Origin of the sequence: Paralcaligenes sp. KSB-10 (assembly GCF_021266465.1) — a bacterium.
In the GTDB taxonomy this organism is placed as follows: domain Bacteria; phylum Pseudomonadota; class Gammaproteobacteria; order Burkholderiales; family Burkholderiaceae_B.
In genome coordinates this window covers 475041-500099 of sequence record NZ_CP089848.1, presented here as the reverse complement: position 1 = coordinate 500099, position 25059 = coordinate 475041, and the positions used below count along the sequence as shown (strand labels likewise).

Annotated in this window: 23 protein-coding genes and 1 pseudogene; 8 read left to right on the top strand and 16 right to left on the bottom strand. The window is 57.8% G+C overall.

What is annotated here, in order from left to right; translation table 11 throughout:
- Window positions 1-37: 37 nt before the first annotated feature.
- Both LSG25_RS02250 and LSG25_RS02245 read right to left on the bottom strand, forming a co-directional pair.
- Complete coding sequence (locus LSG25_RS02250) at window positions 38-1105, bottom strand: type I glyceraldehyde-3-phosphate dehydrogenase (RefSeq protein WP_232743099.1); 1068 nt, start codon at window positions 1103-1105, stop codon at window positions 38-40.
- A gap of 96 nt (window positions 1106-1201) precedes the next feature.
- Entirely contained in the window at window positions 1202-2158 is a 957-nt protein-coding gene (locus tag LSG25_RS02245; RefSeq protein WP_232743098.1) for a LysR family transcriptional regulator, read from the bottom strand.
- A 105-nt stretch (window positions 2159-2263) separates the two neighbouring features.
- Here LSG25_RS02245 and LSG25_RS02240 point away from each other — a divergent pair, with 105 nt between their 5' ends.
- Complete coding sequence (locus LSG25_RS02240; RefSeq protein WP_232743097.1) at window positions 2264-3730, top strand: MFS transporter; 1467 nt, start codon at window positions 2264-2266, stop codon at window positions 3728-3730.
- Here the strand turns inward: LSG25_RS02240 and LSG25_RS02235 are convergent.
- The 3 genes from LSG25_RS02235 to LSG25_RS02225 form a co-directional block, all read right to left on the bottom strand.
- Window positions 3720-4502, bottom strand: coding sequence for an SDR family oxidoreductase (locus tag LSG25_RS02235; protein WP_232743096.1), 783 nt, complete (start codon window positions 4500-4502; stop codon window positions 3720-3722). The two genes, LSG25_RS02240 and LSG25_RS02235, sit on opposite strands and share 11 nt — an antisense overlap.
- A complete protein-coding gene (locus LSG25_RS02230) occupies window positions 4499-5635 on the bottom strand; it encodes a glycerate kinase (protein WP_232743095.1) in 1137 nt (378 codons plus the stop codon). The genes LSG25_RS02235 and LSG25_RS02230 overlap by 4 nt, the downstream gene beginning before the upstream one ends.
- A gap of 73 nt (window positions 5636-5708) precedes the next feature.
- Window positions 5709-6683: a D-2-hydroxyacid dehydrogenase gene (locus LSG25_RS02225; RefSeq protein WP_232743094.1), complete on the bottom strand. Its 975-nt coding sequence runs from the start codon at window positions 6681-6683 to the stop codon at window positions 5709-5711.
- Window positions 6684-6864: 181 nt separating this feature from the next.
- Here LSG25_RS02225 and LSG25_RS02220 point away from each other — a divergent pair, with 181 nt between their 5' ends.
- Together LSG25_RS02220 and LSG25_RS02215 are read left to right on the top strand one after the other, a co-directional pair.
- Window positions 6865-8790, top strand: a complete 1926-nt coding sequence (locus tag LSG25_RS02220; protein ID WP_232743093.1) for a S9 family peptidase — start codon at window positions 6865-6867, stop codon at window positions 8788-8790.
- 217 nt (window positions 8791-9007) lie between these two features.
- A complete protein-coding gene (locus LSG25_RS02215; RefSeq protein WP_232743092.1) occupies window positions 9008-9616 on the top strand; it encodes a glutathione S-transferase family protein in 609 nt (202 codons plus the stop codon).
- A gap of 87 nt (window positions 9617-9703) precedes the next feature.
- Here LSG25_RS02215 and LSG25_RS02210 read toward each other — a convergent pair whose 3' ends face one another.
- The 6 genes from LSG25_RS02210 to proC form a co-directional block, all read right to left on the bottom strand.
- Window positions 9704-10405, bottom strand: a complete 702-nt coding sequence (locus LSG25_RS02210; RefSeq protein WP_232743091.1) for an ABC transporter ATP-binding protein — start codon at window positions 10403-10405, stop codon at window positions 9704-9706.
- The gene (livG, locus tag LSG25_RS02205) at window positions 10406-11173 is read right to left on the bottom strand and encodes a high-affinity branched-chain amino acid ABC transporter ATP-binding protein LivG (protein WP_232743090.1); all 768 of its coding nucleotides are present in this window, start codon (window positions 11171-11173) and stop codon (window positions 10406-10408) included.
- Window positions 11170-12405 (bottom strand): high-affinity branched-chain amino acid ABC transporter permease LivM, encoded by a 1236-nt coding sequence (locus LSG25_RS02200; protein WP_232743089.1) that lies wholly within the window; start codon window positions 12403-12405, stop codon window positions 11170-11172. The genes livG and LSG25_RS02200 overlap by 4 nt, the downstream gene beginning before the upstream one ends.
- Window positions 12402-13328, bottom strand: a complete 927-nt coding sequence (livH, locus tag LSG25_RS02195; RefSeq protein WP_232743088.1) for a high-affinity branched-chain amino acid ABC transporter permease LivH — start codon at window positions 13326-13328, stop codon at window positions 12402-12404. Before livH ends, LSG25_RS02200 begins: the two co-directional genes overlap by 4 nt.
- A gap of 225 nt (window positions 13329-13553) precedes the next feature.
- Window positions 13554-14126, bottom strand: a complete 573-nt coding sequence (locus LSG25_RS02190; protein WP_232743087.1) for a VUT family protein — start codon at window positions 14124-14126, stop codon at window positions 13554-13556.
- The gene (gene proC, locus LSG25_RS02185) at window positions 14123-14956 is read right to left on the bottom strand and encodes a pyrroline-5-carboxylate reductase (RefSeq protein WP_232743086.1); all 834 of its coding nucleotides are present in this window, start codon (window positions 14954-14956) and stop codon (window positions 14123-14125) included. Before proC ends, LSG25_RS02190 begins: the two co-directional genes overlap by 4 nt.
- Before the next feature lie 171 nt (window positions 14957-15127).
- Here proC and ugpB point away from each other — a divergent pair, with 171 nt between their 5' ends.
- From ugpB to LSG25_RS02160, 5 genes and pseudogenes are all read left to right on the top strand, one after another.
- Window positions 15128-16435, top strand: coding sequence for a sn-glycerol-3-phosphate ABC transporter substrate-binding protein UgpB (gene ugpB / locus LSG25_RS02180; protein WP_232743085.1), 1308 nt, complete (start codon window positions 15128-15130; stop codon window positions 16433-16435).
- 149 nt (window positions 16436-16584) lie between these two features.
- Entirely contained in the window at window positions 16585-17466 is an 882-nt protein-coding gene (ugpA, locus tag LSG25_RS02175; RefSeq protein ID WP_232743084.1) for a sn-glycerol-3-phosphate ABC transporter permease UgpA, read from the top strand.
- Window positions 17467-17496: 30 nt separating this feature from the next.
- Complete coding sequence (gene ugpE, locus LSG25_RS02170) at window positions 17497-18339, top strand: sn-glycerol-3-phosphate ABC transporter permease UgpE (protein WP_232743083.1); 843 nt, start codon at window positions 17497-17499, stop codon at window positions 18337-18339.
- Window positions 18340-18387: 48 nt separating this feature from the next.
- Window positions 18388-19470 (top strand): sn-glycerol-3-phosphate import ATP-binding protein UgpC, encoded by a 1083-nt coding sequence (locus LSG25_RS02165; protein WP_232743082.1) that lies wholly within the window; start codon window positions 18388-18390, stop codon window positions 19468-19470.
- A 58-nt stretch (window positions 19471-19528) separates the two neighbouring features.
- Window positions 19529-19624: pseudogene (locus LSG25_RS02160) on the top strand (carboxymuconolactone decarboxylase family protein); the annotation flags it as partial.
- Window positions 19625-19741: 117 nt separating this feature from the next.
- Here LSG25_RS02160 and LSG25_RS02155 read toward each other — a convergent pair.
- The 5 genes from LSG25_RS02155 to LSG25_RS02135 all read right to left on the bottom strand — a co-directional run bounded on the left by LSG25_RS02155 (window position 19742) and on the right by LSG25_RS02135 (window position 25028).
- Complete coding sequence (locus tag LSG25_RS02155; protein ID WP_232743081.1) at window positions 19742-20863, bottom strand: branched-chain amino acid ABC transporter substrate-binding protein; 1122 nt, start codon at window positions 20861-20863, stop codon at window positions 19742-19744.
- A gap of 78 nt (window positions 20864-20941) precedes the next feature.
- Window positions 20942-21442: a Dps family protein gene (locus LSG25_RS02150; protein ID WP_232743080.1), complete on the bottom strand. Its 501-nt coding sequence runs from the start codon at window positions 21440-21442 to the stop codon at window positions 20942-20944.
- A 77-nt stretch (window positions 21443-21519) separates the two neighbouring features.
- Window positions 21520-22476: a LysR substrate-binding domain-containing protein gene (locus LSG25_RS02145; RefSeq protein ID WP_232743079.1), complete on the bottom strand. Its 957-nt coding sequence runs from the start codon at window positions 22474-22476 to the stop codon at window positions 21520-21522.
- 72 nt (window positions 22477-22548) lie between these two features.
- On the bottom strand, window positions 22549-24627 hold the full coding sequence (gene recG / locus LSG25_RS02140) for an ATP-dependent DNA helicase RecG (RefSeq protein WP_370635986.1): 2079 nt from the start codon (window positions 24625-24627) through the stop codon (window positions 22549-22551).
- Between the two features lie 14 nt (window positions 24628-24641).
- The gene (locus tag LSG25_RS02135) at window positions 24642-25028 is read right to left on the bottom strand and encodes a Rid family detoxifying hydrolase (protein ID WP_232743078.1); all 387 of its coding nucleotides are present in this window, start codon (window positions 25026-25028) and stop codon (window positions 24642-24644) included.
- Between the last annotated feature and the right edge of the window lie 31 nt (window positions 25029-25059).

Sequence of the window (25059 nt, the reverse complement as noted above, 5' to 3'; positions counted from 1 at the left end):
TGTGTCAGGGCTGAATTCCTCTCACCCGGCGGGGGCTCTATGCATGCTGTGCGGCAAGTCTTGCCGGCTGCCGCTGATGCGCATAATGATGCGACCAGACCTCGGCCGCATCCAGCAGTCTGCACGCGAACGCCCATTCGTTATCGAACCAGACAAAAACATTGGCGAAACGGGGTCCATTGACTCGTGTCTGGCTGCCGTCCACGATCGCCGAATGAGGATTGTGATTGAAGTCGACCGACGCATGAGGAGCATCCGAATAAGCGAGCAGGCCAGGCTGGCACTCGGCGGCGCCGCACAGCAGCGCATTGATTTCTTTGGCGCTCGCATCGCGCTGCAAATTCACCATCATGTCGATGGCCGAAACATTGAGCGTAGGGACGCGAACGGCCTTGGCCTGGACCCTGCCCGCGAGCTGCGGCATAAAACGCTCCACGCCTTGGGCCAAGCCGGTGGCCACAGGAACAATCGATTGCATCGCTGAACGGGTCCGGCGCAAGTCTGAATGATGATAGCCGTCGATCAGCGGTTGGTCGTTCATGACGGAATGCAGAGTCGTCAGAAAGGCATGTTCAATGCCAAAGGCACGGTGCAGTTGCGCGATGACCGGAACGATGGCGTTGGTCGTGCAGGACGCATTGGAAACCAGGCGTTCCGTGCCGGTAAGTTCGTGATGATTGATTCCGTAAACCATGGTGAAATCGACGTCCTGCGCACTGCGCCCCGGATGCGAGAGCAGCAGGCGTGGGCAGCCGGCATCCAGGAAGCGGTTCAATTCGTTGCGCGTACCATAATGGCCGGAACACTCGATCAGCAGATCTATCTTCAAACTGTCCCAATCGACGTCTTCAGGCGCCTGTGCATGGCTGACCTGGATGTGTATGCCATCGATGATCAGGCTGTCGGGCCCCTGCTCCACTTGTCCGGGAAATACTCCATGAGTGGAATCGTACCGGGTCAGATAGACCATTGAATCCAGATCCGCCGGCTCGTTGATCGCCACAATCTGGAACCTGCTTTTCAGTGGAGATTCCTGCAAGGCGCGCAAAAAACAGCGGCCAATGCGGCCATAGCCGTTGATTGCCAGACGGACCGGGCGATTCATGATAACGATTCCAGATAAAAATTCCGAGCGGCTTGCGACGAATACACGGCAGCCTGCACACACGGATTCAAGAGAGTTCAGTACAAAAGAACTGTACTACTTTCCGTGCATTCGTGGATTCATGGAAGCCATGTTCACCGCCGGCTCCAGACGAGGCGAGTCTTTTTCTCGAATCGATGCGGCCTTGGACAATTTTTCGAAAACCTCGATGATTGCATCGGCAACTGCCCTGACTCTTGCAGTTCGATTCAGATCGCCATGCAGAACCAGCCACATGTCATAAGGCACCGCCCTATCCGGCCAAATGCGCTGCAGCAGAGGGTCGTCGTGCGCCAGAAACGTCGGCAACTCGCCAATGCCCAGGCCGGCCCGCACTGCATGGAACAGCATCAGGCTTGTGTTCACCTCCAGCGCTACTTTCGCGTTGCATATGGGTTCTTCGCACAGTGTTTCACTCTGATAGCGGGCGATGGACGGTTGGTAGATGACCACATCGTGGCCGGCCAAGGCAACGCCCTGCCGCGGCTCGCCGCGTGCCTCCAGATAAGATTGGGAGGCATAAAGAGCCGCTTCGCAGCGTGCCAGATGGCGAGTGATCAGATCAGGACTGTCGGGCCGGACGGGGCGGACCGCCAGATCCGCTTCACGCCGCGTCAGGTTCGTCATTTGCGAGGACGTTGTCAGGACGACCCGTATGTCCGGATGAGATGCGTGCAGCGTTTGCAAAGCATTCATCATGGCGTAAACCGCCGTACCATCGGTACATGCCACCCGGACAGTGCCGGACAGTTGCTTGTCGGTGCCCTGCATTTGCCGCTGCAATTGATGAGCCGCGTTTTCCATACGCTCGGCGGCATGGAAAGCAAGCTCGCCGGCCGGCGTCGGCACGTAGCCGGCTGGCGTCCGTAAAAACAGCCTGACATCAAGCGACTTTTCAAGCGAAGCAAGGCGCCGACCGACTGTCGCTTGATCGACATGCAGCGCGCTGGACGCGCCGCGCAAGGTTCCCATGCGGTAAATGGCAAGAAAAACCCGGGCGTTGTCCCAATCCATTTGAAATGCAATTTTGCATGATGACAAGGCAATAATACTGCTTTTATGCATTTACGGCAGCCTTTAACATTTCCACCATATTCTTCAAGATATGGAATTGTCATCATGCCGATTACACAACAATGCGCCGGCCTGGCTCCAACGCTCATCCCCACTGCAAAAGAGACATCCCGCATTTCCGCATGGCCGCTCATCGCGTTGGCGCTCGGCTTTGTCATGGCCATGCTTGACGTCACCGTTGTCAATGTCGCCTTGACGCATATACAAGCCAGTCTGGATATAAGCTTGGCCGGCCTGGTGTGGGTGGTGGACGGCTACACCCTGACATTTGCCGCATTCTTGCTGCTGGGCGGGGCGATGGCGAACCGTTATGGAGCCCGGGCCGCCTATATGGCCGGACTGTGCATATTCGTCAGCGCGTCCCTGCTGTGCGGCTTGGCTCCCAGTGGCGCCGCCCTCGTGGGAGCACGCCTGCTGCAAGGTGTTGGAGCCGCCCTGTTCATGCCGGCCTCCCTGAGCTTGCTGAATCAGGCATACCCGGAAGACTCAGCGCGCATCAAGGTATTGAGCCTGTGGTCGACCATCGTATCGGCCGCGGGTGCAACAGGGCCACTGGTAGGAGGTATCGTTGTGGCCGCGGTCGGCTGGCGCTTCATTTTCTGGCTGAACATTCCGATCGGCCTGCTGGGGATAATGCTGGGTTTGCGCCATCTTGCCCCATCGCCCCGCCATCGCCAGGCGCTAGGCACGATAGGCCACATGCTTGCCATAATCGGCTTGGCCGCATTTTCTTTTGTCATGATCAATGGAGCATCATACGGCTGGTCATCCATGGCAATTCTGGGCGCGGCGGCCATGGGTATTGCCGCCATATTGCTGTTCGCCATGAGAGAACAGCGCAGCGCCACGCCCGTCGTGCCGCGGGACCTGTCCCATAACTCGCGCTTTGCCGCCACCAACGGCATCGGTTTTTTTATCAATCTCGGAGCATACGGGCAACTGTTCCTGATCAGTTTGTATCTGCAGCAGGAGCGCGGCGCCGACGCCTGGCATACCGGCATCGCCCTTTTGCCCTTGATGGCAATGTTCAGCATCGGCAGCTTGTTGTCCGGCCGGATCAGCGCCCGCCGGGATACACGCACCACCATGCTGGCGGGGCTTGCAACGGCGGGAATCATTTTCGTCGGTCTGACGATTTTTACGGCACGCATGCCCTATGCGCTACTAATCGTGCTGATGGCAGCGGCCAATCTCGGCGTAGGTATGGCCGTGCCGGCAATGACCGTTATCATGATGCAATTGGCGGGCCAGGATCATGCCAATATCGCGGCCGCGGCATTGAATGCCAATCGCCAGATTGGCGCCTTGGTGGGCGTTGCGGTGATGGGTGCGGCGATCCATATGCAGCCCGACTGGTCGCATGGTTTACCGTGGATGTGCGGGGTTGTCGCGATCGCCTACCTGGTAGCCGTACTGATTGCGGCTCGATATATCAGTGCCTCCGCCCCCGGCCGGGCAATGAATCTGCAAGACAGGGTCGCCCGGACGCCCGCGCCAAAGTTTAAAACGTAATGGAAAAGCCTCCGTCGACCACCAGAATATGGCCATTGACGTACGATGCGGCAGGCGAGGCCAGGAACACGGCGGCGCCTGCTATCTCGCTGGGCCGACCCCAGCGCCCAAGCGGATTGCGGCCCACGACCCGTTTGCTTTTGAGCGGGTCGTCGACCAGTTGGGCATTGGCTTCCGTCGCAAATGTGCCGGGCGCTATGCCATTGCTGGTAATCGCCTTGGGCCCGTATTCCACCGCCAGTGCACGCACCATGCCGCTCAATCCCTGCTTGGCAATGGGATAAATCGCATCGCCGGCCCGCGCCAGCTCGCCGGCAATCGACGTCATGGTAATAATGCGGCCCGCCGCCGCGCTCTTGGCCATGGCTTGGGCAGCGAGCTTGGATAAATGAACGCCGGCAATCAGGTCGACATTGACCAATTCGACAATTTCGGCGAGCGAGGCCTCTCCCAGTGTTTTGCGTATACGGATCCCGACATTGTTCACCAGAATATCGGGCACGCCAATCTGCGCGCAAAGCTGCGCGTACGCCGCTTCCTGAGTGTCGAGCCGGGCGATATCGTGCACGAACGGATAGGCCAGGCAGCCCTGCGAGCTCAGTGCCGCCACGGCCCGCGCCACATGATCGGGATTCCGGCCGTTGATGACCACACGGGCCCCGCTGGCGGCGTAGGCTTTTGCAATGACCAGCCCCAGGCCTTGCGTTGATCCGGTAACCAGGGCCAGGCGGTTATTGAGGGAAAAATCGGGTAGATCGCCGAGGTTTGTCATGACTTATGGCCTGCAAGCCAGATGCGCACGCTATCGCCGGCTCGTTGCCGTAAATACTGGGGAGCGTCTTTGCAAGCTTGCGCCAGGGTAATGGGCCCCGGCACCAGACTGAACGCCGCCGTGATTCCGGCCTTGTACAAAGCTTCGTACCCGGCGCCCAGGGACCCTACTATTGCTATAACCGGTATGCCCAGGGCCTGGGCGTAGGCGGCGACCCCTGCCGGTGTCTTGCCATGCAGGGTTTGCGCATCCATCCGGCCCTCTCCGGTGAAAACCAGGTCGGCCCCCACCAGCGCCTGGGGCAAGCCGGACAACTCGGCAAGCAGCTCTACCCCCGGGCGGAACGAACCGTTCAGGAATGCCTTGATCGCAAAACCCAGGCCGCCGGCCGCACCGGCACCAGGAGTGTGCTGCTCGTCTTTTCCCAGAATACGGGCGCTCAGGCCGGCAAAATGCCCAAGCGCGGCATCGAGCTGTTCAACCTGCTGGCCGCTGGCCCCTTTTTGCGGGCCGAAAAACGCTGATGCACCCGACGGCCCGCACAACGGATTGTCAACATCCATGGCGATCTCAAACGCGACGTGCCGCAAACGCGGGTCGATCGCCTCCAGCGACACGCTCGCAAGCTGTTGCAAGGCAGCTCCGCCTGGAGGGAGGTCCTTGCCTTGCGCATCGAGCATACCGACACCGAGCGCCTGCAGCATACCCGCCCCACCGTCATTGCAGGCGCTGCCGCCCAGACCTATGGTGATATGCCTGGCGCCGGCGTCCAGCGCTTGCAAAATCAATTGGCCAACCCCGAAACTCGTGGCGGTCAGGGGATTGCGCTGCTCAGGCGGGATTTGTGCCAGCCCCGCCGCCGTGGCGATTTCAATGAAGGCATTGCCGTTTCCGAGCCAGGCCCAGTCGGCAAGACAAGGCTGATTGTTGGCGTCGCTTACTGTCGCGCTGCGGCGCTGTGCCGAACTGGCGGCGATGACGGCGTCGAGCGACCCCTCTCCCCCATCGGCCATGGGTACGCAGACAATTTCCGCTTTCGGCAGCACATCGCGCACACCTTCCGCTATGGCATTGGCGACTTCGGGAGCGGTCAGGCTTTCTTTGAATGAATCAGGAGCAATAACGATGCGCATTGAGCGGCTCACTTTCAGGAACAAGTAGTGACGAGTTGAACAAGATCATACAAGACGGCAATCGGTGCAAGCCCTATTTGGCCTTGACCACATTGCGGGGAGATCCGTTATGAAAGGCTTCGATATTATCCATGAGCTGATCCGCAAGGCCTTGTACCGCCTCGTCGCTGGCCCACGCCACATGCGGGGTCAGGATGAAATTGGGCAGTTCCAGCAATTGCACCAAAGGATGCTGGTTGTCGGGAGGCTCAGGCGTCGTGACGTCGAAGCCGGCGCCGCCAATCTGGCCGGATCGCAGCGCGCGCGCCAAGGCCTCTTCATTCACCAGCCCGCCTCGGGCGGTGTTGATCAGCAGGGGTTTGCGAGTCATCTGGGCAAATTCGGCATCGCTGATCATGCCGCGCGTTTGCGCGTTAAGCGGGCAATGCAGGCTGATGATATCGCTTTGGCTGAGCACTTGCTCAAAAGGCGTATACAAAGCTCCGGCTTTGCCGGCCCCCTTGCGTCCCGCAAAGAGCACCCGCATGTTCAGGGCCCGGCCGATGGCGGCGACTGCCTGGCCCAGTACGCCATCGCCGATAATGCCTAATGTGGAACCCGCCAGATCTTTGATCGGATAGTCGAAATAGCAGAATTGCTGCGAATCGTGCCAGCGTCCGGCCTTGACCGATTCGCGATAGGCCACGATGCTGCGGCGCAGGGCGAATATCAGTGCGAACGTGTGTTCGGGCACGGTATTGACGGCATAACCCTGGATGTTCGACACGACAATGCCGCGTTCCTGGCAAGCCGGCAGATCCACGATATCGGTTCCTGTGGCGGCCACGGCGATCATCTTGAGCTTGGGTGCGTGTTCAAGCGTGGTCCGGCTCAACGGCACTTTATTGCTGATCACGATATCGGCCTGCGCAATCCGGCCGGCGATATTGTCTTTGGCCGTGCGGCCGTATACGGTCAACTCATGGGCAAAAGACAAAGGCCGCAGCACTGTTTGCGCCGAAATGGTTTCGCGGTCCAGGAAAACAATATGCGTAGGGCGGTCAGCCATGAAAATCCTTGGAGAGGTTGTATGAGAGCAGTTTCTTGTGCGGAGGGCACTTTGACGACAGGCTACCCGCGTTACAGCGACATCAACAGGCAAGTATATAAACAAACCCGCTCCGTTAAAAATCGAATCCGGTTTATCCGATATAGTACCGAGATCATATCCATACGCCAAAATTCCGATCATGCCGACAAATCCGTACTCCCGCTTGCTGCATAAAACACATTTGATATCCAACGACGGCGGCCTCGCTGCGCCGCGGGCTCCGAAACACTATCCTGTCAAGGATTTTTTCCGGAATCCCGACCGCGGCTTTTTCCGCTTGTCCGAAGACGGCACCATGCTGGGATTCATGGAGCCGGTCAGTATCGACGGCAAGCCGGCCCGCATGAATGTATTTGTGCAGGCGCTTGAGGGCAGCACGCCAGTGGGCGAGCCGCGTCGCCTGACCGGCGAAACGGAGCGCGACATCGGCCAGTATTTCTGGAAAGGGTCGCATACCATTCTGTACGAGAAAGACTTCAACGGCGATGAGAATTTTCACGTGGTTGCGGTCGACGTTTCCACAGGCACCATCACCGACCTGACGCCGCTTGAGGGTGTGCGAGCCAGCGTCGAAGACGACCTGGAGGACGATCCTCTACACATACTGATCAGCCATAACGGACGCAACCCGGAGGTATTCGACGTCTATCGCGCCCATGTGAAGACCGCGGCACTGAACCTGGTGGCTGAAAATCCCGGCAATATCGTGGCTTGGCAAACCGACCACGCCGGCCGCGTGCGGGCAGGCATCACCAGCGACGGGCTGCACACCACCCTGCTCTATCGGGACGATGAAACAGCATCGTTCAAACCCATCATCACCACCGATTTTCGCACGACCGTCAGCCCGGAATTCTTTACGTTCGACAATAAATCCTTTTATGCGCTGAGCAATCGCGGCCGGGACCTTCTGGCGCTGGTCATCATAGACCCGACCCGCCCCGATCAGGAACACGAGATTTTTGCCGCCGATTCCGTCGACCTCGATGGCGCCGCCTACTCACGGCTACGCAAGGTATTGACGGCAGCCGTCTATCAAACCGATAAGCCGGCGTACCATTTTTTCGATGCAGTCAGTGCCGAGCGTTTCAAGCGCCTGTCGGGAATGCTGCCCGGCTACGAAATAGCTTTTCAAAGCGGCACACGCGATGAAAGCAAATTCATTGTGGCCGCCCATAGCGATAAAACGCCCGGCGCACGCTATCTTTACGACGCCGATCGCAATACGCTGGACAAGCTGGCCGATATCAACTCCAGTCTGCCCGAGCAGGACATGGCGTCCGTGCGGCCTATTCAATACCAGTCGCGGGACGGCCTGACCATACACGGTTACCTGACCTTGCCGCTTGGGCGCCAGGCAAAGAATCTGCCGTGCATTGTCAACCCGCATGGAGGCCCCTGGGCACGCGACGGCTGGGGCTTCAACCCTGAGGCGCAATTTCTCGCCAACCGGGGCTATTGCGTGCTGCAGATGAATTTTCGGGGCTCCACAGGCTATGGGCGGCGCTTCTGGGAAGCCAGCTTTGGGCAGTGGGGTCTGAGCATGCAGGACGATATTACGGACGGCGTGCAATGGCTGGTCGCCCAAGGCATCGCAGACCCGGCACGCATCGCTATTTATGGCGGCAGCTACGGCGGCTACGCGACCCTGGCCGGCATCACGTACACACCGGACTTGTACGCCGCGGCGGTAGACTACGTGGGTGTTTCCAATCTGCTGACATTCATGGACACGATTCCTCCCTACTGGAAGCCCATGCTCGAGAAAATGCACTGCATGGTCGGCAGCCCCGAACGCGACCGGAGCCGCCTGGTTGCTACATCGCCGGCCTTGAACGCCGATAAAATCAAAACGCCTTTATTGATTGCACAAGGGGCGCACGACCCACGCGTCAACAAGGACGAAAGCGATCAAATGGTGGCAGCTCTGCAGGCCCGCGGCGTAGAGGTCGAATATATTGTCAAGGATAACGAAGGCCACGGTTTTCATAACGATGAAAACAAGTTCGAATTCTATGACCGCATGGAAAAATTTCTTGCCCTGCATTTGAAGCCGCGCAGCTGATTCGACTTTCAGTCCGGCGGCATGATTCGCGAGTGTCTCCCGCTGTATGCGGAGCCGCCCGCGGCGAGCATACACAACGGGCGCGGAAATGGAATAAGATACACGCAACGTAATTCCGATAGCGCACTATTCAAGGAGGTCGCTGGAGCTGGGTCACGCCATGCGTGACGCGCTATCCCTCTTTGGGCCATCGCCCGAAGTTTCCAGCATAAGATCAATGAAACTTTATTACTTGCCGGGCGCATGCCCTCTCGCGACGCAAATTGTTCTGGAATGGATAGGCAAACCGTATGAATCACAGGCCGTGACTCGCACGGAAATAAAAGAGCCGCCGTTCCTGGCCCTGAATCCCGTGGGCTCGGTGCCTGTATTGATCGACGGCGACCTGACCCTGACACAAAGCGCGGCTATTCTGGAGTATCTTGCGGAAAAAAATCCCGACGCAAAACTGTTGGGCGACACGCCCAAGGAACGCGCCGAAATGCGGCGCTGGCTGGGTTTTTGCAATTCAGACCTGCATCGCACCTTCAGCCTGGTTTTCGGCCCGGCAGCCTTTACCGATAACGCGGATTTTCAAGCGGAACTGGCCGGCAAAGCGGCGGCAAGAGTGGTTTTCCTGTTTGGCATCGTTGACAAGCATCTGGCGGGAACAAAATGGCTGAGCGGCAGCCGGTCGATTGCCGATCCGTACCTGTACACCATCATTCGCTGGGCGAAAGCCAAAGGCCTGGACATATCAGGTTTGTCGAATTTGCTGGCCTTTCACGACCGCATGTCAGCCGACCCTGGCGTCCAGACCGCTTTGAAAGCGCAAGGATTGGCGTAATAGCCTGTTAGTGGCCAAAAGCTTGTTGTCGATTGAACGGCCTTTTGCAGGGGCAGGCCTTGTGGCCGCCCGCTCTCCAACCCCGCTTTACGCGCCAAGATAAGCTTTGCGTACTTCGTCGTTGCTCAGCAAGTTGGTGCCGGTGTCGGCCAACACCACTTTGCCGGTTTCGAGCACATAGCCGCGATCGGCTACCTGCAAGGCTTTGTTGGCATTCTGCTCGACAAGAAAAACTGTCACGCCCTGCTGGCGTATCGTGCGGATAATTTCGAAAATCTGGGTAATGATCAAAGGCGCCAGGCCCAGCGTAGGTTCATCGAGCAGCAAGAGCTTGGGCTGCGTCATGAGTGCCCTTCCTATGGCCAGCATTTGCTGCTCGCCGCCCGACATGGTGCCGGCGCGCTGATTGGCGCGCTCTTTAAGCCGGGGAAACATTGTATAAGTATGATCAAGGCCATCGATAATTTGTTTCTTATTGAGAAAAAAACCACCCATCTGCAGATTTTCGGTTACGGTCAGGTCGGAGAAGATTCGCCGCCCTTCGGGTGAAATGGCAATGCCCAGGCGCATGATGGCATGCGTATCCGCAGCGCTAATGTCCTGCCCTTCGAAAGTGATGCGGCCGCTTTTGGCCCGCGGCGAACCGCACACGGTCATGAGCAAGGTGGTTTTGCCCGCACCGTTGCAACCGATCAAAGTGACGATTTCGCCTTGATTGACTTCAACCGAAACATCATCCAGAGCCTGGATGGCGCCATAATAAGTATGGACGTTTTCGAGCTTCAGCACCTATTCTTCCCCCAGGTATGCTTTGATGACACGCGGGTCGGAGCGGACTTCGGCGGGCAGCCCCGTGATGATTGGCTTGCCGTGTTCCATGACCAGAATGCGATCTGATACCCCCATGACCAGGCTCATATCGTGCTCGATGAGCAAAACAGCCACATCGAATTCTTTGCGCAGGCGATCGATGAGCAGTTGAAGATCGCGTTTTTCCTGTGGGTTCAAACCCGCTGCCGGTTCATCGAGCATGAGCAGGCGCGGCTTGGTGATCATGCAGCGCGCGATTTCTAGCCGGCGCTGATGCCCATAAGCCAGGTTGCCTGCCTCACGATTGGCGAACTGGCGTATACCCATGAAATCGAGCCAGTCGACCGCATGTTTAAGCGCTTCCTGTTCGGACCTGCGATACGAGGGTACCCTGAACAAACCCTGCAAGAAACCCGTCTGTAGTCGAGTGTGCTGCGCCACCAGCAGATTTTCCAGCACGGTCAGTTGTTTGAAAAGCCGCACGTTCTGGAATGTGCGTACCAAGCCCTGCTGCGCAACCTTGTGGCTGGGCAAGCCGCCGATTTTTTTCCCATCCATCAGGATGTTGCCGGTCGTGGGCTTGTAAAAGCCCCCAACACAGTTGAACACCGTGGTTTTTCCCGCTCCATTAGGCCCGATGATGGCAAAGACTTCGTCGCGCCTGACTTCGAATTCGATATCGTCGACGGCCAGCAGGCCGCCGAAACGCATGGTCAGCCCGGATACCTTCAACAGAGTGCCGCTCATGCCGTCAGCTCCACTTGCGGGCGCTTGACCGGCAATAAACCTTGGGGGCGCCACATCATCATCAATACCATTACCAGACCGAAAATCAACATGCGGTACTGGGCGAACTCGCGGGCCAATTCGGGTACGACCGTCAGCACAATAGCGGCAAGAATAACCCCCAGCTGCGAGCCCATGCCGCCCAGGACGACGATGGACAGAATCAGGGCAGACTCGATAAAGGTAAATGACTCGGGGTTGACCAGGCCCTGCCGGGCCGCGAAAAAAGCCCCTCCGAATCCGGCAAACATGGCGCCCATGGTGAAGGCCGACAGTTTGATGCGGGTGGGATTGAGCCCCAGCGAGCGACACGCGATCTCGTCTTCACGCAGGGCTTCCCAGGCGCGGCCGATAGGCATGCGTATTACACGGGAAGACACAAACAGGGCCAGCAGCGCCAGGCACAAGACCGTCAGATAAAGATACACAATTACGTCTTGAGTATTGAACGTCCAACCCATCAGTTCGTGAAAGGTGGTTTGCCCTTCCGCCGCGCGGCGCACCATGGGATAGCCGAATACGGTCGGCTTGGGTATGCCTGATATGCCATCCGGGCCGCCCGTAATCGAATACAGGTTGGTCAACAGCAAACGTATCATTTCGCCGAAACCCAGGGTCACGATGGCCAGGTAGTCGCCGCGCAATCGCAGCACCGGAAAGCCCAGCAGAAATCCGAACAGCGCGGCCATGCCGCCCGCCAAAGGCAGAGCCTGCCAAAAGCCCCAACCTGCCCAGTGAAACAGCAAAGCATAGGTATAGGCTCCAACCGCGTAAAAACCCACGAAGCCCAGGTCGAGCAAGCCGGCAAAACCCACAACAATGTTCAAGCCCAGGCCCAGCATGACGTAAATCAGTACCAGCGTCGCGAGATCGACCTGCGCCCGGCCTGTGGTAAACGGCCAGATGACAGCGACCGCCACAAAGACGTAGATCAGTATGCGCCGCGTGGAATCGCTCAGCACCGGCATGGCGAAGCGCTTCTTGCCTTTCGTTGAGAATAATCGCTGTACGACGGCGGGCCGGAACAACTGGAACACAAACACGATGGCCATACCGGCCAGGATCATGGGCCAGTCGGGCAGAAGATGGGTTTGCGCCCCGCGGCGCACGATCTGCAAGCCGAATACGGGCGCAATAATAACTCCGGCCATGAAGGCTGCAATCAGCGCATTCTTGAAATTCGTACCCTTCATACTTTTTCCACTTCAGGCTTGCCCAGCAGGCCGGTTGGGCGAAACAGCAGAATCAGCACCAGCAGGCTGAACGCCACAATATCCTTGTATTGGGAGGAAATATAGGCTGCCGCCAGTGTTTCAGCCAGCCCCAGCAGTACGCCGCCCAGCATGGCGCCCGGTATGCTGCCTATCCCGCCCAGCACAGCGGCCGTAAAGGCCTTGATTCCGGCAATGAAACCGATAAAGGGATTCAGCTTGCCTATGGCCAGAGCAATCAGCACGCCGCCCACCGCCGCCAGCATGGCGCCGATGACGAAGGTAAAGGAGATGATGCGATTGGTATCGATACCCAGTAGGTTCGCCATGTGTATATCTTGCGAACACGCGCGCGATGCGCGGCCCGTGCGTGAATATTTGATGAAAAGCGAAAGCGCCACCATGAGCAGGACAGTCACGACAATGATCATGATGCGCGAGTAAGGCACCGTGACCGCAAAATCGGAACTCATATTGAATTGGACCGAGCCGGTTATCAGCGCGGGGACTGCCATATCGCGTGCGCCCTGCCCGATCGCCACCCAGTTCTCGAGAAAAATGGACATGCCGATGGCTGAAATAAGCGCCACCAACCTGGGGCTGCTGCGCACCGGCGCATAGGCGACTTTCTCGATGGCATACCCATAGATGCCCGTTACCACGGCGGCGACCAGCAGCATGGCCAGCACCATGAGCGGCAAAGGCAGGCCGCTATTGACGCCAATCGCCGACAAGGTAACCAGGCCCACATAGGCGCCGATCATGTAGATGTCGCCATGCGCAAAATTGATCATGCCGATGATGCCGTAGACCATGGTGTAGCCGATGGCGATCAGTGCATAAATTGCGCCGAGCGACAAACCGTTGAACAGCTGTTGCGTAAGTTCGGGTATGAAATCAGACATAAGAGCAGGGGTTCCAGGTAGCTGTGGCTTGGATGGCCGGCAACAGCAAAGCTATTTTGCAGGAACTCGTCATTACTGTTCTCCGATGAAGTTCGCCGTAACAAATTATCCGCGTTGCAGCCGGTCGGACGAACTTGTTACGGCGAACTCTAGTAGCAGGCTTCTGCCTCGTATGGCCTGGCCATTCTGACGATTAGCCCCTGCCTTGTCACTACGGAAAACCCCTTAGGCATTTTGCTGCATCGCGGCAGGGCGAGCCAAATTCCACATCATGGCGCGAAATGGCGCCAACATCGTTAAATTGACAAATAGCTTGACGGCCAGGTCGCCAAACAGCAAGGCCATCCAGGGCACGCCTGTTCCCGCAAACGCCACACTGAAAAACACGAAGGTGTCGAGCGTGGCGCCCGCTACGCCGCCCAGCAGCGGAGCGCGCCACCAGCGCTGGTCGCGCAAACGGTCGAAGACGTGGATATCCACCAGTTGCGCGCACAGGAAGGCAAGGCCTGAAGCGCCGGCGATACGCGGCGTGGCGACCCAGAATGACACCAGCAATGCGGCAACAAACCCTATTACGGCAACCTGCCGCGCAGCTCGCGCGCCAAAGCGGCGATTCAGGACATCAGCCACCAGAAAGGCAATCGGGTAGGAAAGACCGCCCCACGTCAACCAATGATTGATCGGATACTGCACCAGGATATTCGAACCCACGACAACCATGCCCATGGCAAGGACGGCAATAAAAAACTGGGAAAGCGTCATGGGCACCAGCAGCCTGTTTGAACCGGAGAAACTCATTTTGCGTACTCGATGGCCAATTCGGCCGCCCGGTCGGATGCCGCCAGCATTGCCTGGCCGACTATGGCCGCAAACTGGCGCTGTTCGAATACGGCAAGCGCCGCCGCAGTGGTTCCGCCCTTGGAAGTCACGCGCTCGCGCAAAGTGGCCGGCGGCTCGGGCGACAAGGCAGCCAGTTGCGTAGACCCATGCAAAGTGGCCAGCGCCAGCTGGCGCGATTGTTGGTCGCTGAGCCCCAGATTTTTGGCTCCTTGTATCAGGGCCTCCAGAAACAGGAATACATAGGCGGGGCCGCTCCCCGACAAGGCGGTGACCGCATCGAGCGCCTGATCGCTCTCGACCCAGACAACCTCCCCCACTGCGCGCAGGAGCTGCTGGGCCAGGGCTTTGTCGTCTTCGGACACGCCCGACAAAGCCATCATGCCCGTAATGCCCTCGCCGATCAGGGCCGGCGTATTGGGCATGCAGCGCACCGCGCGCAACCAGGGGCGTTCCGGCGTACCCAGCCAGCCGGCAATGGTGGCACCGGTAATGCCGGCCGCGATGCTGACGACGAGCGTTTCGGGCTGGATGAACGGCCGACAGCTGAGCACCGTTTCTTTCATGTGCTGGGGTTTGACGGCGAAGATCCACACCCGGCGCCCGGCCAGTTGGGCATCAGGGGTAGCAGCCACCGTCGTGCCGCGCTCTTGCCAGGCCGCCCTTACGGATTCATTGGGGTCGATGACATGTACGTCGTGTGCGGCGCAGCGCTTGCCGATGAGGCCCGTCGCCAGTGCGGTTGCCATATTGCCGCCGCCGATGAGAGAGAGGGTAAGTTCTTTAGTCATAGGGGGCATATTGTACGATTTCTGCGAAATTGATGATGGTGTTTATATGCATTGACCTGCGCATCCAGTGTCGTTACAGTCACGACATTGTAATAAGCATGTCATAGACTACTTAACAGGCTTGACCGTGTACACGACGTCTCGGCAGGCTTTTCCAAGGAGAACAAGCTCATGAGAGCGAAATATCTAGCATTATCGTTCGCCGGTCTTATCGCTACCCTCGGCACGGCGCATGCGGCGACCGACATCACGTTCTGGCATGCGATGCAGGGTCCTCTGGGCGAGCGCGTCAACTCTATTGTCGACCAATTCAACAAGAGCCAGCCCGACTATGTCGTCCATGCGGTCTACAAAGGATCCTACGCCGAAACGATGAATGCGGGCGTTGCTGCTTTCCGTGGCGGCAATGCACCCGATATCCTCCAGGTCTTCGAGGTGGGTACCGCCACCATGATGTATGCAAAAGGGGCCATCGTCCCGGTCCAGGAAATGTCCGAAAAGGCTGGCGACCCCATCAATCCCAAGGATTTCCTGGGCGCGGTAGCCAGCTATTATTCCTCGCCGTCGGGCAAGCTGGTATCCATGCCTTTCAATAGCTCGACACCCGTTTTCTATTACAACAAAGATGCTTTCAAGAAGGCGGGTCTCGATACCGAAAAACCGCCCAAGACCTGGCCCGAAGTGGCCGAGGCCGCTAAAAAACTGCGTGCGTCCGGAATGGAATGCGGCTATACCACCAACTGGCCATCATGGATCCAGCTCGAAACCTTTGCCGCCTGGCATAACGTTCCTTACGCCTCGAAAGACAACGGCTTTGGCGGCCTGGATGCCCGCCTTGAAGTCAACAAGCCCTTGTTCGCGCGCCACATGAAGTTCCTGGCCGATATGGCCAAGGCAGGTACGTTTACCTATGGCGGCCGCGGCGACACCGCCAATGCGCTGTTCATCTCGGGAAAATGCGGCATGTTTACCGGCTCCAGCGGAACGCGCGCCAGCATACTCAAAAACGGCAAATTCAGCCTGGGCACATCTACACTGCCCTATTATGCCGACGTAAAAGGCGCACCCCAAAACACCATCATCGGCGGCGCTTCGCTGTGGGTTTTTTCCAAGAAATCCCCCGCGGTATACAAGGGTATCACCAAGTTCTTCAAGTTCCTGGCCAGCCCGGAACAGGCTGCCGCATGGCATCAAGGTACCGGTTATGTCCCGGTCACCAAGGCTGGCTACGAGCTGACGAAAAAATCCGGTTTCTATGAAAAAAATCCGGGCACCGACATCGCCGTGAAAGAGCTCGACGCCACCACCACCAAGAACTCTCGCGGCGTACGCCTGGGCTATCTGCCCCAGATTCGCGATATCGAAGATGGTGAAATGGAACAGATCTTTGCAGGCAAGGTCAGCGCCCAGGCTGGCCTCGACGTCATGGTCAAGCGCGGCAATGAACTGTTGGAGCGTTTCCAGAAAAGCGTCAAATAAATAGTTGGCGGGCCTATTGAAACCGTGAGGCATGCCCCGAAGCACAGGGGCACTCTTCACGGTTTTTTGGCCTGTGCCACAATGGCACCTGCGGCTCGTGGAGGCCCGGGCGAAGACCGGCCGGAAGGGCAAGATCACAAGGCTCAAGCATGGAAAAACGTGTTGTATTCACTCATAAAGCCCTGCCCTATTTTTTGCTGGCGCCCCAGTTGGCGATCACCATCCTGTTTTTCTTTTTGCCGGCAGGACAGGCCATGTGGCAGGCCTTCCGGATCGAAGACCCTTTCGGGCTGTCTTCCCAGTTCGTAGGGATGAGCAATTTCGCCGATTTGTTCTCCAATTCCGACTATGTCCATTCGTTCGAGGTCACGGCCGTTTTCTCGCTGCTGGTTGCCGTATCCGGCCTGGTGATCTCGTTGCTCCTGGCTGTCATGGCCGACCGTATAGTCAAGGGGGCCGGTTTTTATAAAACCCTGCTGATCTGGCCTTATGCTGTAGCCACAGCCATTGCCGGGGTTTTGTGGCTGTTCATGTTTTCGCCGTCTGTCGGCGTGCTCGCGGTCTATCTCACCCGCCTGGGTGTTTCCTGGAACCCGCGGCTGGATGGCTACGACGCCATGGTCCTGGTGGTGCTGGCCTCGGTCTGGAAACAGATTTCCTATAACTTCCTGTTCTTCCTGGCCGGCCTGCAATCCATTCCACGATCATTGATCGAAGCGGCGGCCATCGACGGAGCAAGCCCCGCGCGGCGCTTCTGGACCATCGTATTCCCCTTGCTGTCACCCACTACCTTCTTCCTGCTCGTGGTCAATGTCATCTACGCGTTCTTCGACACTTTCGCCATTATCGACATCATGACCCAGGGCGGCCCCGGAACTTCGACCGCGATCCTGGTCTACAAGGTCTACAACTCGGGCTTCAAGGGGCTCGACATAGGATCATCGGCCGCGCAATCCGTCATACTGATGCTGATCGTCGTCGGCCTTACGGTAATCCAGTTCCGTTACATTGACCGCAAGGTCAACTATTAACGAATCCAGGAATCGAACAGAGACTCTACCATGATAGAACGCCGTCCTTACCTGGATTTTTTCTCCCACCTGATCCTGCTCCTCGGGGTTGCGATTATTGCCTTTCCGCTCTACATCACATTCGTGGCCTCGACCCAAACCGCCCAGGAAGTAGCCCAGGCACCCATGTCGCTGCTGCCGGGCGGCCATTTTTTCCACAACTACATCACGGTGCTGCTGGGCAGTGAAAACAACACGCCGCCGGTGGGCCGCATGATGTGGGTGAGCACGGTCATGGCACTGGTCATCTCCATAGGGAAAATCGCAATTTCCATGCTGTCGGCCTTTGCCGTGGTGTATTTCCGGTTCCGGTTCCGGATGTTCTTTTTCTGGATGATCTTCGTCACCCTGATGCTGCCCGTCGAAGTGCGAATCGCGCCTACCTACAAGGTCGTGGCAGATCTGGGCATGCTGAACAGCTATGCCGGCCTGACACTCCCGCTCATCGCCTCGGCAACGGCCACTTTTCTGTTTCGCCAGTTCTTCCTGACTGTCCCCGACGAGCTGGTCGAGGCTGCCCGCATCGACGGCGCGGGCCCCATGCGATTCTTCAAGGATATTCTGTTCCCCTTGTCCCGGACCAGCATAGCCGCCCTGTTCGTGATCCAGTTCATCTACGGCTGGAACCAGTATTTGTGGCCGCTCATCATCACCACGCAGGAGCGCATGTACCCGATCGTCATCGGTATCAAAAGCATGATTGCCGGCGGCGATAGCGTAACCTCCTGGAACCTGGTCATGGCGACGGCCATATTGGGGATGCTTCCGCCTGCGGCGGTAGTGATCCTGATGCAGAAGTGGTTCGTAAAGGGCCTGGTCGATGCTGAAAAATAAGCACACACCCATAAGCAGGACTGTGCATACAATTGGAATTAATCAACTATGGCTACACTCAGTTTTCGCAATGTCACCAAAACCTATCCGGGCAACGTCGCCGTCATCCACGGTATCGACATGGATGTGGCCGATGGCGAATTCATCGTTATCGTAGGCCCGTCGGGCTGCGGAAAATCCACCCTGATGCGCATGGTGGCAGGGCTTGAAAGCGTTACCGGAGGCGAAATCGCCATCGACGGCAAGGTGGTAAACGATCTTGAGCCCGCCGAGCGCGATATCGCCATGGTGTTCCAGAACTATGCGCTTTACCCCCATATGTCGGTGTTCGAAAACATGGCATACGGGTTGAAAATCCGCAAACTCAGCAAAGAAGATATCCGGCAGCGCGTCGACAATGCCGCCCAGATCCTGGAGCTGGAACATTTGCTCGATCGCCGCCCTCGTCAGCTATCGGGCGGCCAACGTCAGCGGGTTGCCATGGGGCGCGCTATTGTGCGCGAGCCGAAAGTATTCCTGTTCGACGAACCGCTTTCCAATCTGGATGCCAAGCTGCGCGTACAGATGCGCCTGGAAATCCAGAAGCTGCATCGCCGCCTGCAAACCACCAGCCTGTATGTCACCCACGACCAGGTAGAGGCCATGACGCTTGCCCAACGCATGGTCGTCATGAACAAGGGTATTCCGGAACAGATCGGCACACCGATCCAGGTTTTCGAAAAGCCCGCGTCGGTTTTCGTTGCGAGCTTCATAGGCTCACCCCCGATGAACCTGATTCCGGTACAAATCGACGCCCAGCGCCAGGTTCGCAGCACTGACGGCAGCGTGCTCGATATCGCGCAACAGGCGATTCCCGCTTCGCTGGCAAACCGCAACGTGATCATGGGCATGCGCCCCGAACACATGCACCTGAATACCCCTGGAGTGCCTGTCGATATCGAAATGGTCGAAATCCTTGGCTCTGAACAACTTGTCCACGGCCGCCTCGGCGACACCCAGATCGTATTGCGTTGCCCGGTAGGGCTGACCGCGTCCCGGCCGGTCCAGGCCGGCGACAAAATCCAGATGGGCGCCGACAGCAACCACTCCCTGCACTGGTTCGATGCCGAAACCGGCAAACGCATCGATTGACCAAATGTAGAACCAGAACAGCCGGCCATCTTCGGTATGCGCCGCCTATAATTCGCCCAGGGCGCACTTCAGCGATGCCGAGATATCGGATTTATGTTTTGCCATCGCGTTGATGAGTGCGTTCAACCGCTTGGCCATAGGTCTGCGCCAATAATTGCCTGCATGCCGGGTGTGTAATTTTCAGCGCTTTTGGGGATGAAATAAAAAGGCCTCCGGGAGCTTCCGCCTGGAGGCCTGACTGCCAGTCGGGCTGGCTTATGTATGTTCCGTTTTATTTATAAACGGTTTTCGTGCCATCTTTGTGCCACGTAAATACATCAAACTTGAAGTTGGTCAGGTCGCCCTGCTTGTTCCACGCGATTTTGCCTATGGGCGTATCGATGGAATGGCTATGCAGATAAGCAGCCACTTTTGTCGGGTTGTCGGCGCCTACGCCTTTAATGCCGTCCGCAATCGCCAGGGTTGCGGAATAGGCGGTAAGCTGGAACGCGCCGCTTGGGTCGCGTTTCTTGTCTTTAAAGGCCTTGACCACTGCCGCGTTGTTGGCGTTTTGAGAAAAATCGGCGGGAAGCGTCAAAAGCATGCCTTCGACGGCCGGGCCGGCAATGGCGTTGATGTCGGGATTACCCACGCCTTCAGGCCCCATGAAGCGGGCCTTCAGGCCTTGTTCGGCGCCCTGGCGCAGCAACAGGCCCATTTCGGGGTGATAGCCGCCGTAATAGACGAAATCGGCATCCACGCTTTTCAGCTTGGTGATGACCGCCGAATAATCGCTGTCGCCGGCGTTGATCCCTTCGAACAGCACAACCTTGATGCCGTCTTTTTCCAGCTCGTTCTTGACGGCGGTAGCGATACCTTGGCCGTACGACTGCTTGTCGTGAAGCACGGCCACGCGCTTGGGCTTGATTTTTTCGGCTATGAACTTGGCGGCGGCGGGGCCTTGCTGGTCATCGCGGCCGATAGTGCGGAAGATAGTGTCGTAATTCTTGCCGTCGGTAACGGCGGGCGATGTGGCCGATGGAGAAACCATGACCACGCCTTCGTCGTTGTAGATATTGGTTGCGGCAATGGTGGCACCCGAGCAGACATGGCCCACTAGATAATGTATTTTTTCATTGACGACGCGATTGGCGACAACCGGGCCTTGTTTGGGTTCGCATGCGTCGTCGATCGTGACGGCTACAAGCTGTTTGCCTAAAACCCCGCCCTTGGCATTGATTTGCTCGATAGCGGTGTCTACACCTTGTTTAACCATATCGCCATATTGCGTGAGGGGCCCCGTGAACGGGCCGGCAATGGCAATTTTGATGGTATCGGCGCTGGCTGCGCCAGACATGAGCATTCCGACGGCAAGGCCGATAGCTGCCGCAGCTGGAGTGAAACGAATATTCATAAGGCCTCCTGATTGTACGGCGCAAGCATACACTGAAAGAGGCGTTTATGACTAGAATCCGGCGGGCAGGGTTTTCTATTATTGCAACAAGCTGCGCAGCATCCACGCATTTTTTTCGTGTATGTCGAGGCGTTGAGTCAGGAGATCGGCGGTAGGCTGATCGTTGGCCGCATCGGCACGCTTGAATGCAGCCCGAGCGGTTTTGGCTACGGCTTCGTTGCCCTTGACCAGCATGCGTACCATTTGGTCGGCATCAGGGACCGTATCGGGCTCGGCGATCGAAGACAGCTTGGCATATTGAGCGTAGGTGCCTGGCGCATAATGACCCAGGGCGCGAATACGCTCGGCAATGCTGTCGAGGGCCTGCCATTCTTCGGTGTACTGCGTCATGAACATGAGATGCAGCGTATTGAACAACGGCCCGGTCACGTTCCAGTGAAAATTGTGGGTCATCAGATATAGCGTGTAGGAATCGGCCAGCATTTTGGAGAGTTCGGCAGCCACGGCGGCGCGATCTTTCTCGGAAATGCCAATATCGATGAGCATTGCGTTATTACCAGATTTAGCTGTTTTAGCCATATCAACCTCCGGGTGATGATGAGTTTGAAGCACCATCCAAGGATAACATGGGCGTGTGACAGAAGACCGGCAATGCATCAGGCTTCAAGCAACTCTTTGGCGGAACGCGTCTGCAGATAGTTGACGCCGGGCAACCCACATGCATATACGGCGGAAGTCAGCGCATCGATCGCCGCCGGGCGTGGAAAGCTTTTACGCCAGGCCAGCACAACGCGCCGGTCCGGAACGGGTTTTTTAAAGGGGATATAGCTCAACAAGTCGTTTTGCACGCCTGGCATGGACAAAGAACTGGCCGGCAGGACGGTCACCCCTATGCCAGCCGCGACCATATGCCGTATCGTTTCAAGCGATGAGCCTTCAAACGTGCGCTGGATACCGTCGCTGGCGGCCGAATAGCGCGACAGCTCGGGGCATACTTCAAGAACCTGGTCTCTGAAGCAATGGCCGGTTCCAAGCAAAAGCATGGTCTCTTCCTTGAGCTCATGGGCGTCGATTTCCTTGAGCTTGGTCCAGGGGTGGTGCTTGGGCACCGCCACAAAAAACGGCTCGTCATAGAGAGGACGCATCATCAGCCCCGATTCGGGCAGGGGCAAGGCAACGACCGCGCAATCGATTTCACCTTGCCGCAGCAATTCAAGCAGGCGCACTGTAAAGTTTTCCTGTAATAGCAGCGGCATCTGCGGCGTCACGGCGATTTGCGTAGGGACGAGGCGCGGCAGCAGATAGGGGCCCACAGTATGAATAACCCCCACGCGCAAAGGGCCCGCCAAAGGGTCATGGCCCTGGCGAGCGATCTCGCGCAGATTGGTGCTTTCTTCCAACACACGCTGCGCCTGCGCCACGACACGCAAGCCGATAGGCGTAACACCCACTTCGGTCCCTCCGCGCTCGAAGAGTACGACTCCCAGTTCATCTTCGAGCTTGCGAATAGCTACCGACAGGGTTGGCTGACTGACAAAGCACGCTTCCGCCGCCCGGCCGAAATGGCGCTCACGAGCAACAGCCACAATGTATTTCAATTCCGTCAAAGTCATGCTGCATCTCACAATATAAATACGTTTACGGTAAAACAGTCACATGTTCCGGTGCTGTCGACTCGCCAAAAATCAGCTGCGCAAAAAATCCTGTCGTCCTCGCACCCAGCGCTGCAGGTGGGCTTGCGCCTGCTTTGGAAAGTGCTCCCTGAGCTCCTGGGCCGCCGCTCTGGCATGCTCGACGATCAGGGCATCCGTTTCCAGGCTGGCGAAACGCAATAATTCGACACCCGACTGCCGCACACCCAAAAACTCGCCCGGGCCACGCTGAGCGAGATCGCGCCGGGCAATTTCAAATCCGTCGGCCGTTTCATACATCGCACGCAGGCGCTCGCGCGCAACCCGCGACAAGGGCCCCTGATACATGAGCACACATACCGACTTCACACTGCCCCGGCCAATCCTGCCGCGTAACTGATGCAGCTGCGCCAGGCCAAATCGTTCGGCATGCTCAATGATCATAAGCGACGCGTTGGGCACATCGACTCCGACCTCTATGACCGTGGTGGCCACCAGCACATCGATAAGCCCATTGCGAAAATCCTGCATGACCTCGGCCTTGTCGCCGGGCTTCAAGCGCCCGTGCACCAGGCCAATCCGCAAATCGGGCAAGGCCTCGGCCAACCGGGCATGGGTGTCCACTGCCGTTTGGAGCTGCAAGGCCTCGCTTTCCTCAACCAAAGGGCAAACCCAATACGCCTGGCGTCCAAGCCTGACTTCGTCGATGACGCGAACCATGACTTCGTCGCGGCGCGTATCGGCCACCAGCTTGGTCAGTACCGGGCTGCGTCCGGGCGGCAGCTCGTCGATCACCGAAACATCCAGATCGGCGAAAAAAGTCATGGCCAGGGTTCGCGGTATGGGCGTGGCACTCATGCTGAGCTGATGGGGAATCACGGCCGCGGCGCTTCCCTCGCCTTTGCGGCTGAGCAGCAATCGCTGCCCGACCCCGAAACGATGCTGCTCATCGAGTATGACCAGATCCAGACGAAAAAATTTCACCTTGTCCTGAATCAGCGCCTGGGTTCCGATGACGAGCTGCGCATCCCCGGACGCAATGGCCAGGGATGCCTCCCTGCGCGCCTTGACGCTCAGGCTCCCTGTAAGCCATGCTACTTTCACACCCAATGGCTCCAGCCACGAAACCAGTTTCTGAAAATGCTGTTCAGCCAGAATCTCGGTGGGTGCCATGATCGCCACCTGAGAACCGCTGGCGATGGCCTGAGCCGCCGCCAAAGCCGCAACAACGGTTTTGCCGCTACCGACATCGCCCTGCAATAAGCGATGCATGGGAAACGAACGGGCAAGATCGTGCGCAATTTCAGCAGAAACCCTTTCTTGCGCGGCGGTAAGGCTGAACGGCAGGGCCCGGAGCAGGCTTGACGCAAGCTCACCGCCTCGCAGGGAGCGTGCGCGCTGACGCAATCGCGCAGCGCGCGCTGCCGCCAGGGACAACTGCTGGGCCAGCAGTTCGTCGAATTTGATACGGCGCCAGGCGGGATGATCACGTTCGATCAAGTCGGCATACGAAATATGCGGTGGAGGATGATGCAACACCCGAATGGCCTGATCGAACGGGATCAGCTCATGACGGGCACAGATTTCAGACGGCAGCGTATCCGACAGATCCGCCACCTGAAGAGCGCGGTCGATCGCGCGTCGCAAGGTCGGTTGCTGCAATCCGTCGGTCGTTGGATAAACCGGAGTCAGGGAATTGGGGAGCTCGCCGCCCGCGGCAACCACCTTCGGATGCACCATCTCACGCCCGGCAAAACCGGCGCGGACTTCGCCGCGCACGCGCACACGATTGCCAACCGCGACCTGCTTTTGCTGATTGGGATAAAAATTAAGCCAGCGAAGCACAAGCTCGCCCGTTTCATCCTCGATCAGCGCAAATAACTGGCGCCGCGGGCGGAACTGCACTTCGCAGCGTACGATCTCGCCCTCTACCTGCCGCGTCTGGCCGGCATATAAGGAACCGATGGAAACAATCTGTGTTTCATCCTCATAGCGTATGGGCAGATGCACGACAAAATCCTGCGGATCTTTCAAGCCCAGGTGCAGAAGCTTGCGCTCAGTCAGGGAGCTGGATTTTGCGGGCGCGGGGGACGTAGCCTTGGCGCGTGGCCGTGAATAAGCCTCGGACACGATCTTTGCTTATTGGCCTAGATGACAATAACCGCTTCGACTTCGAACTGGGCGCCTTTGGGCAGGTTGGCAACCCCTATCGTTGAACGCGCTGGGAAAGGCTGCGGAATAACGTCGGCCATAATGGCGTTGGCACTGGCGAACTTGCTCAGGTCGGTCAAAAACAGTGTCAGCTTGACGATGTTCTCGAGTGTGCCGCCGGCCGCTTCGATGACTGCCTGCATATTGGCGAACGACTGGCGCACCTGCCCTTCGAAGTTCTCGGAAATCAGCTCGCCGGTACCTGGTTCCAGGCCGATCTGGCCTGACAAATACACTGTTTTTCCTGGTGCGGCCGCAACAGCCTGCGAATAAGGTCCCACGGCGGCTGGAGCCGCATCGGTATGAATAATCTGCTTGGCCATGAAATAACCTCTGAGAGATAAAAACAAAACA

What these genes read in the sequence shown, in the direction of transcription:
- LSG25_RS02250 (WP_232743099.1), bottom strand. Translation starts at nt 1,105, where the DNA reads ATGAATCGCCCGGTCCGTCTGGCAATCAACGGCTATGGCCGCATTGGC.
- LSG25_RS02245 (WP_232743098.1), bottom strand. Translation starts at nt 2,158, where the DNA reads ATGGATTGGGACAACGCCCGGGTTTTTCTTGCCATTTACCGCATGGGA.
- LSG25_RS02240 (WP_232743097.1), top strand. Translation starts at nt 2,264, where the DNA reads ATGCCGATTACACAACAATGCGCCGGCCTGGCTCCAACGCTCATCCCC.
- LSG25_RS02235 (WP_232743096.1), bottom strand. Translation starts at nt 4,502, where the DNA reads ATGACAAACCTCGGCGATCTACCCGATTTTTCCCTCAATAACCGCCTG.
- LSG25_RS02230 (WP_232743095.1), bottom strand. Translation starts at nt 5,635, where the DNA reads ATGCGCATCGTTATTGCTCCTGATTCATTCAAAGAAAGCCTGACCGCT.
- LSG25_RS02225 (WP_232743094.1), bottom strand. Translation starts at nt 6,683, where the DNA reads ATGGCTGACCGCCCTACGCATATTGTTTTCCTGGACCGCGAAACCATT.
- LSG25_RS02220 (WP_232743093.1), top strand. Translation starts at nt 6,865, where the DNA reads ATGCCGACAAATCCGTACTCCCGCTTGCTGCATAAAACACATTTGATA.
- LSG25_RS02215 (WP_232743092.1), top strand. Translation starts at nt 9,008, where the DNA reads ATGAAACTTTATTACTTGCCGGGCGCATGCCCTCTCGCGACGCAAATT.
- livG (WP_232743090.1), bottom strand. Translation starts at nt 11,173, where the DNA reads ATGAGCGGCACTCTGTTGAAGGTATCCGGGCTGACCATGCGTTTCGGC.
- LSG25_RS02200 (WP_232743089.1), bottom strand. Translation starts at nt 12,405, where the DNA reads ATGAAGGGTACGAATTTCAAGAATGCGCTGATTGCAGCCTTCATGGCC.
- livH (WP_232743088.1), bottom strand. Translation starts at nt 13,328, where the DNA reads ATGTCTGATTTCATACCCGAACTTACGCAACAGCTGTTCAACGGTTTG.
- LSG25_RS02190 (WP_232743087.1), bottom strand. Translation starts at nt 14,126, where the DNA reads ATGAGTTTCTCCGGTTCAAACAGGCTGCTGGTGCCCATGACGCTTTCC.
- proC (WP_232743086.1), bottom strand. Translation starts at nt 14,956, where the DNA reads ATGACTAAAGAACTTACCCTCTCTCTCATCGGCGGCGGCAATATGGCA.
- ugpB (WP_232743085.1), top strand. Translation starts at nt 15,128, where the DNA reads ATGAGAGCGAAATATCTAGCATTATCGTTCGCCGGTCTTATCGCTACC.
- ugpA (WP_232743084.1), top strand. Translation starts at nt 16,585, where the DNA reads ATGGAAAAACGTGTTGTATTCACTCATAAAGCCCTGCCCTATTTTTTG.
- ugpE (WP_232743083.1), top strand. Translation starts at nt 17,497, where the DNA reads ATGATAGAACGCCGTCCTTACCTGGATTTTTTCTCCCACCTGATCCTG.
- LSG25_RS02165 (WP_232743082.1), top strand. Translation starts at nt 18,388, where the DNA reads ATGGCTACACTCAGTTTTCGCAATGTCACCAAAACCTATCCGGGCAAC.
- LSG25_RS02155 (WP_232743081.1), bottom strand. Translation starts at nt 20,863, where the DNA reads ATGAATATTCGTTTCACTCCAGCTGCGGCAGCTATCGGCCTTGCCGTC.
- LSG25_RS02150 (WP_232743080.1), bottom strand. Translation starts at nt 21,442, where the DNA reads ATGGCTAAAACAGCTAAATCTGGTAATAACGCAATGCTCATCGATATT.
- LSG25_RS02145 (WP_232743079.1), bottom strand. Translation starts at nt 22,476, where the DNA reads ATGACTTTGACGGAATTGAAATACATTGTGGCTGTTGCTCGTGAGCGC.
- LSG25_RS02135 (WP_232743078.1), bottom strand. Translation starts at nt 25,028, where the DNA reads ATGGCCAAGCAGATTATTCATACCGATGCGGCTCCAGCCGCCGTGGGA.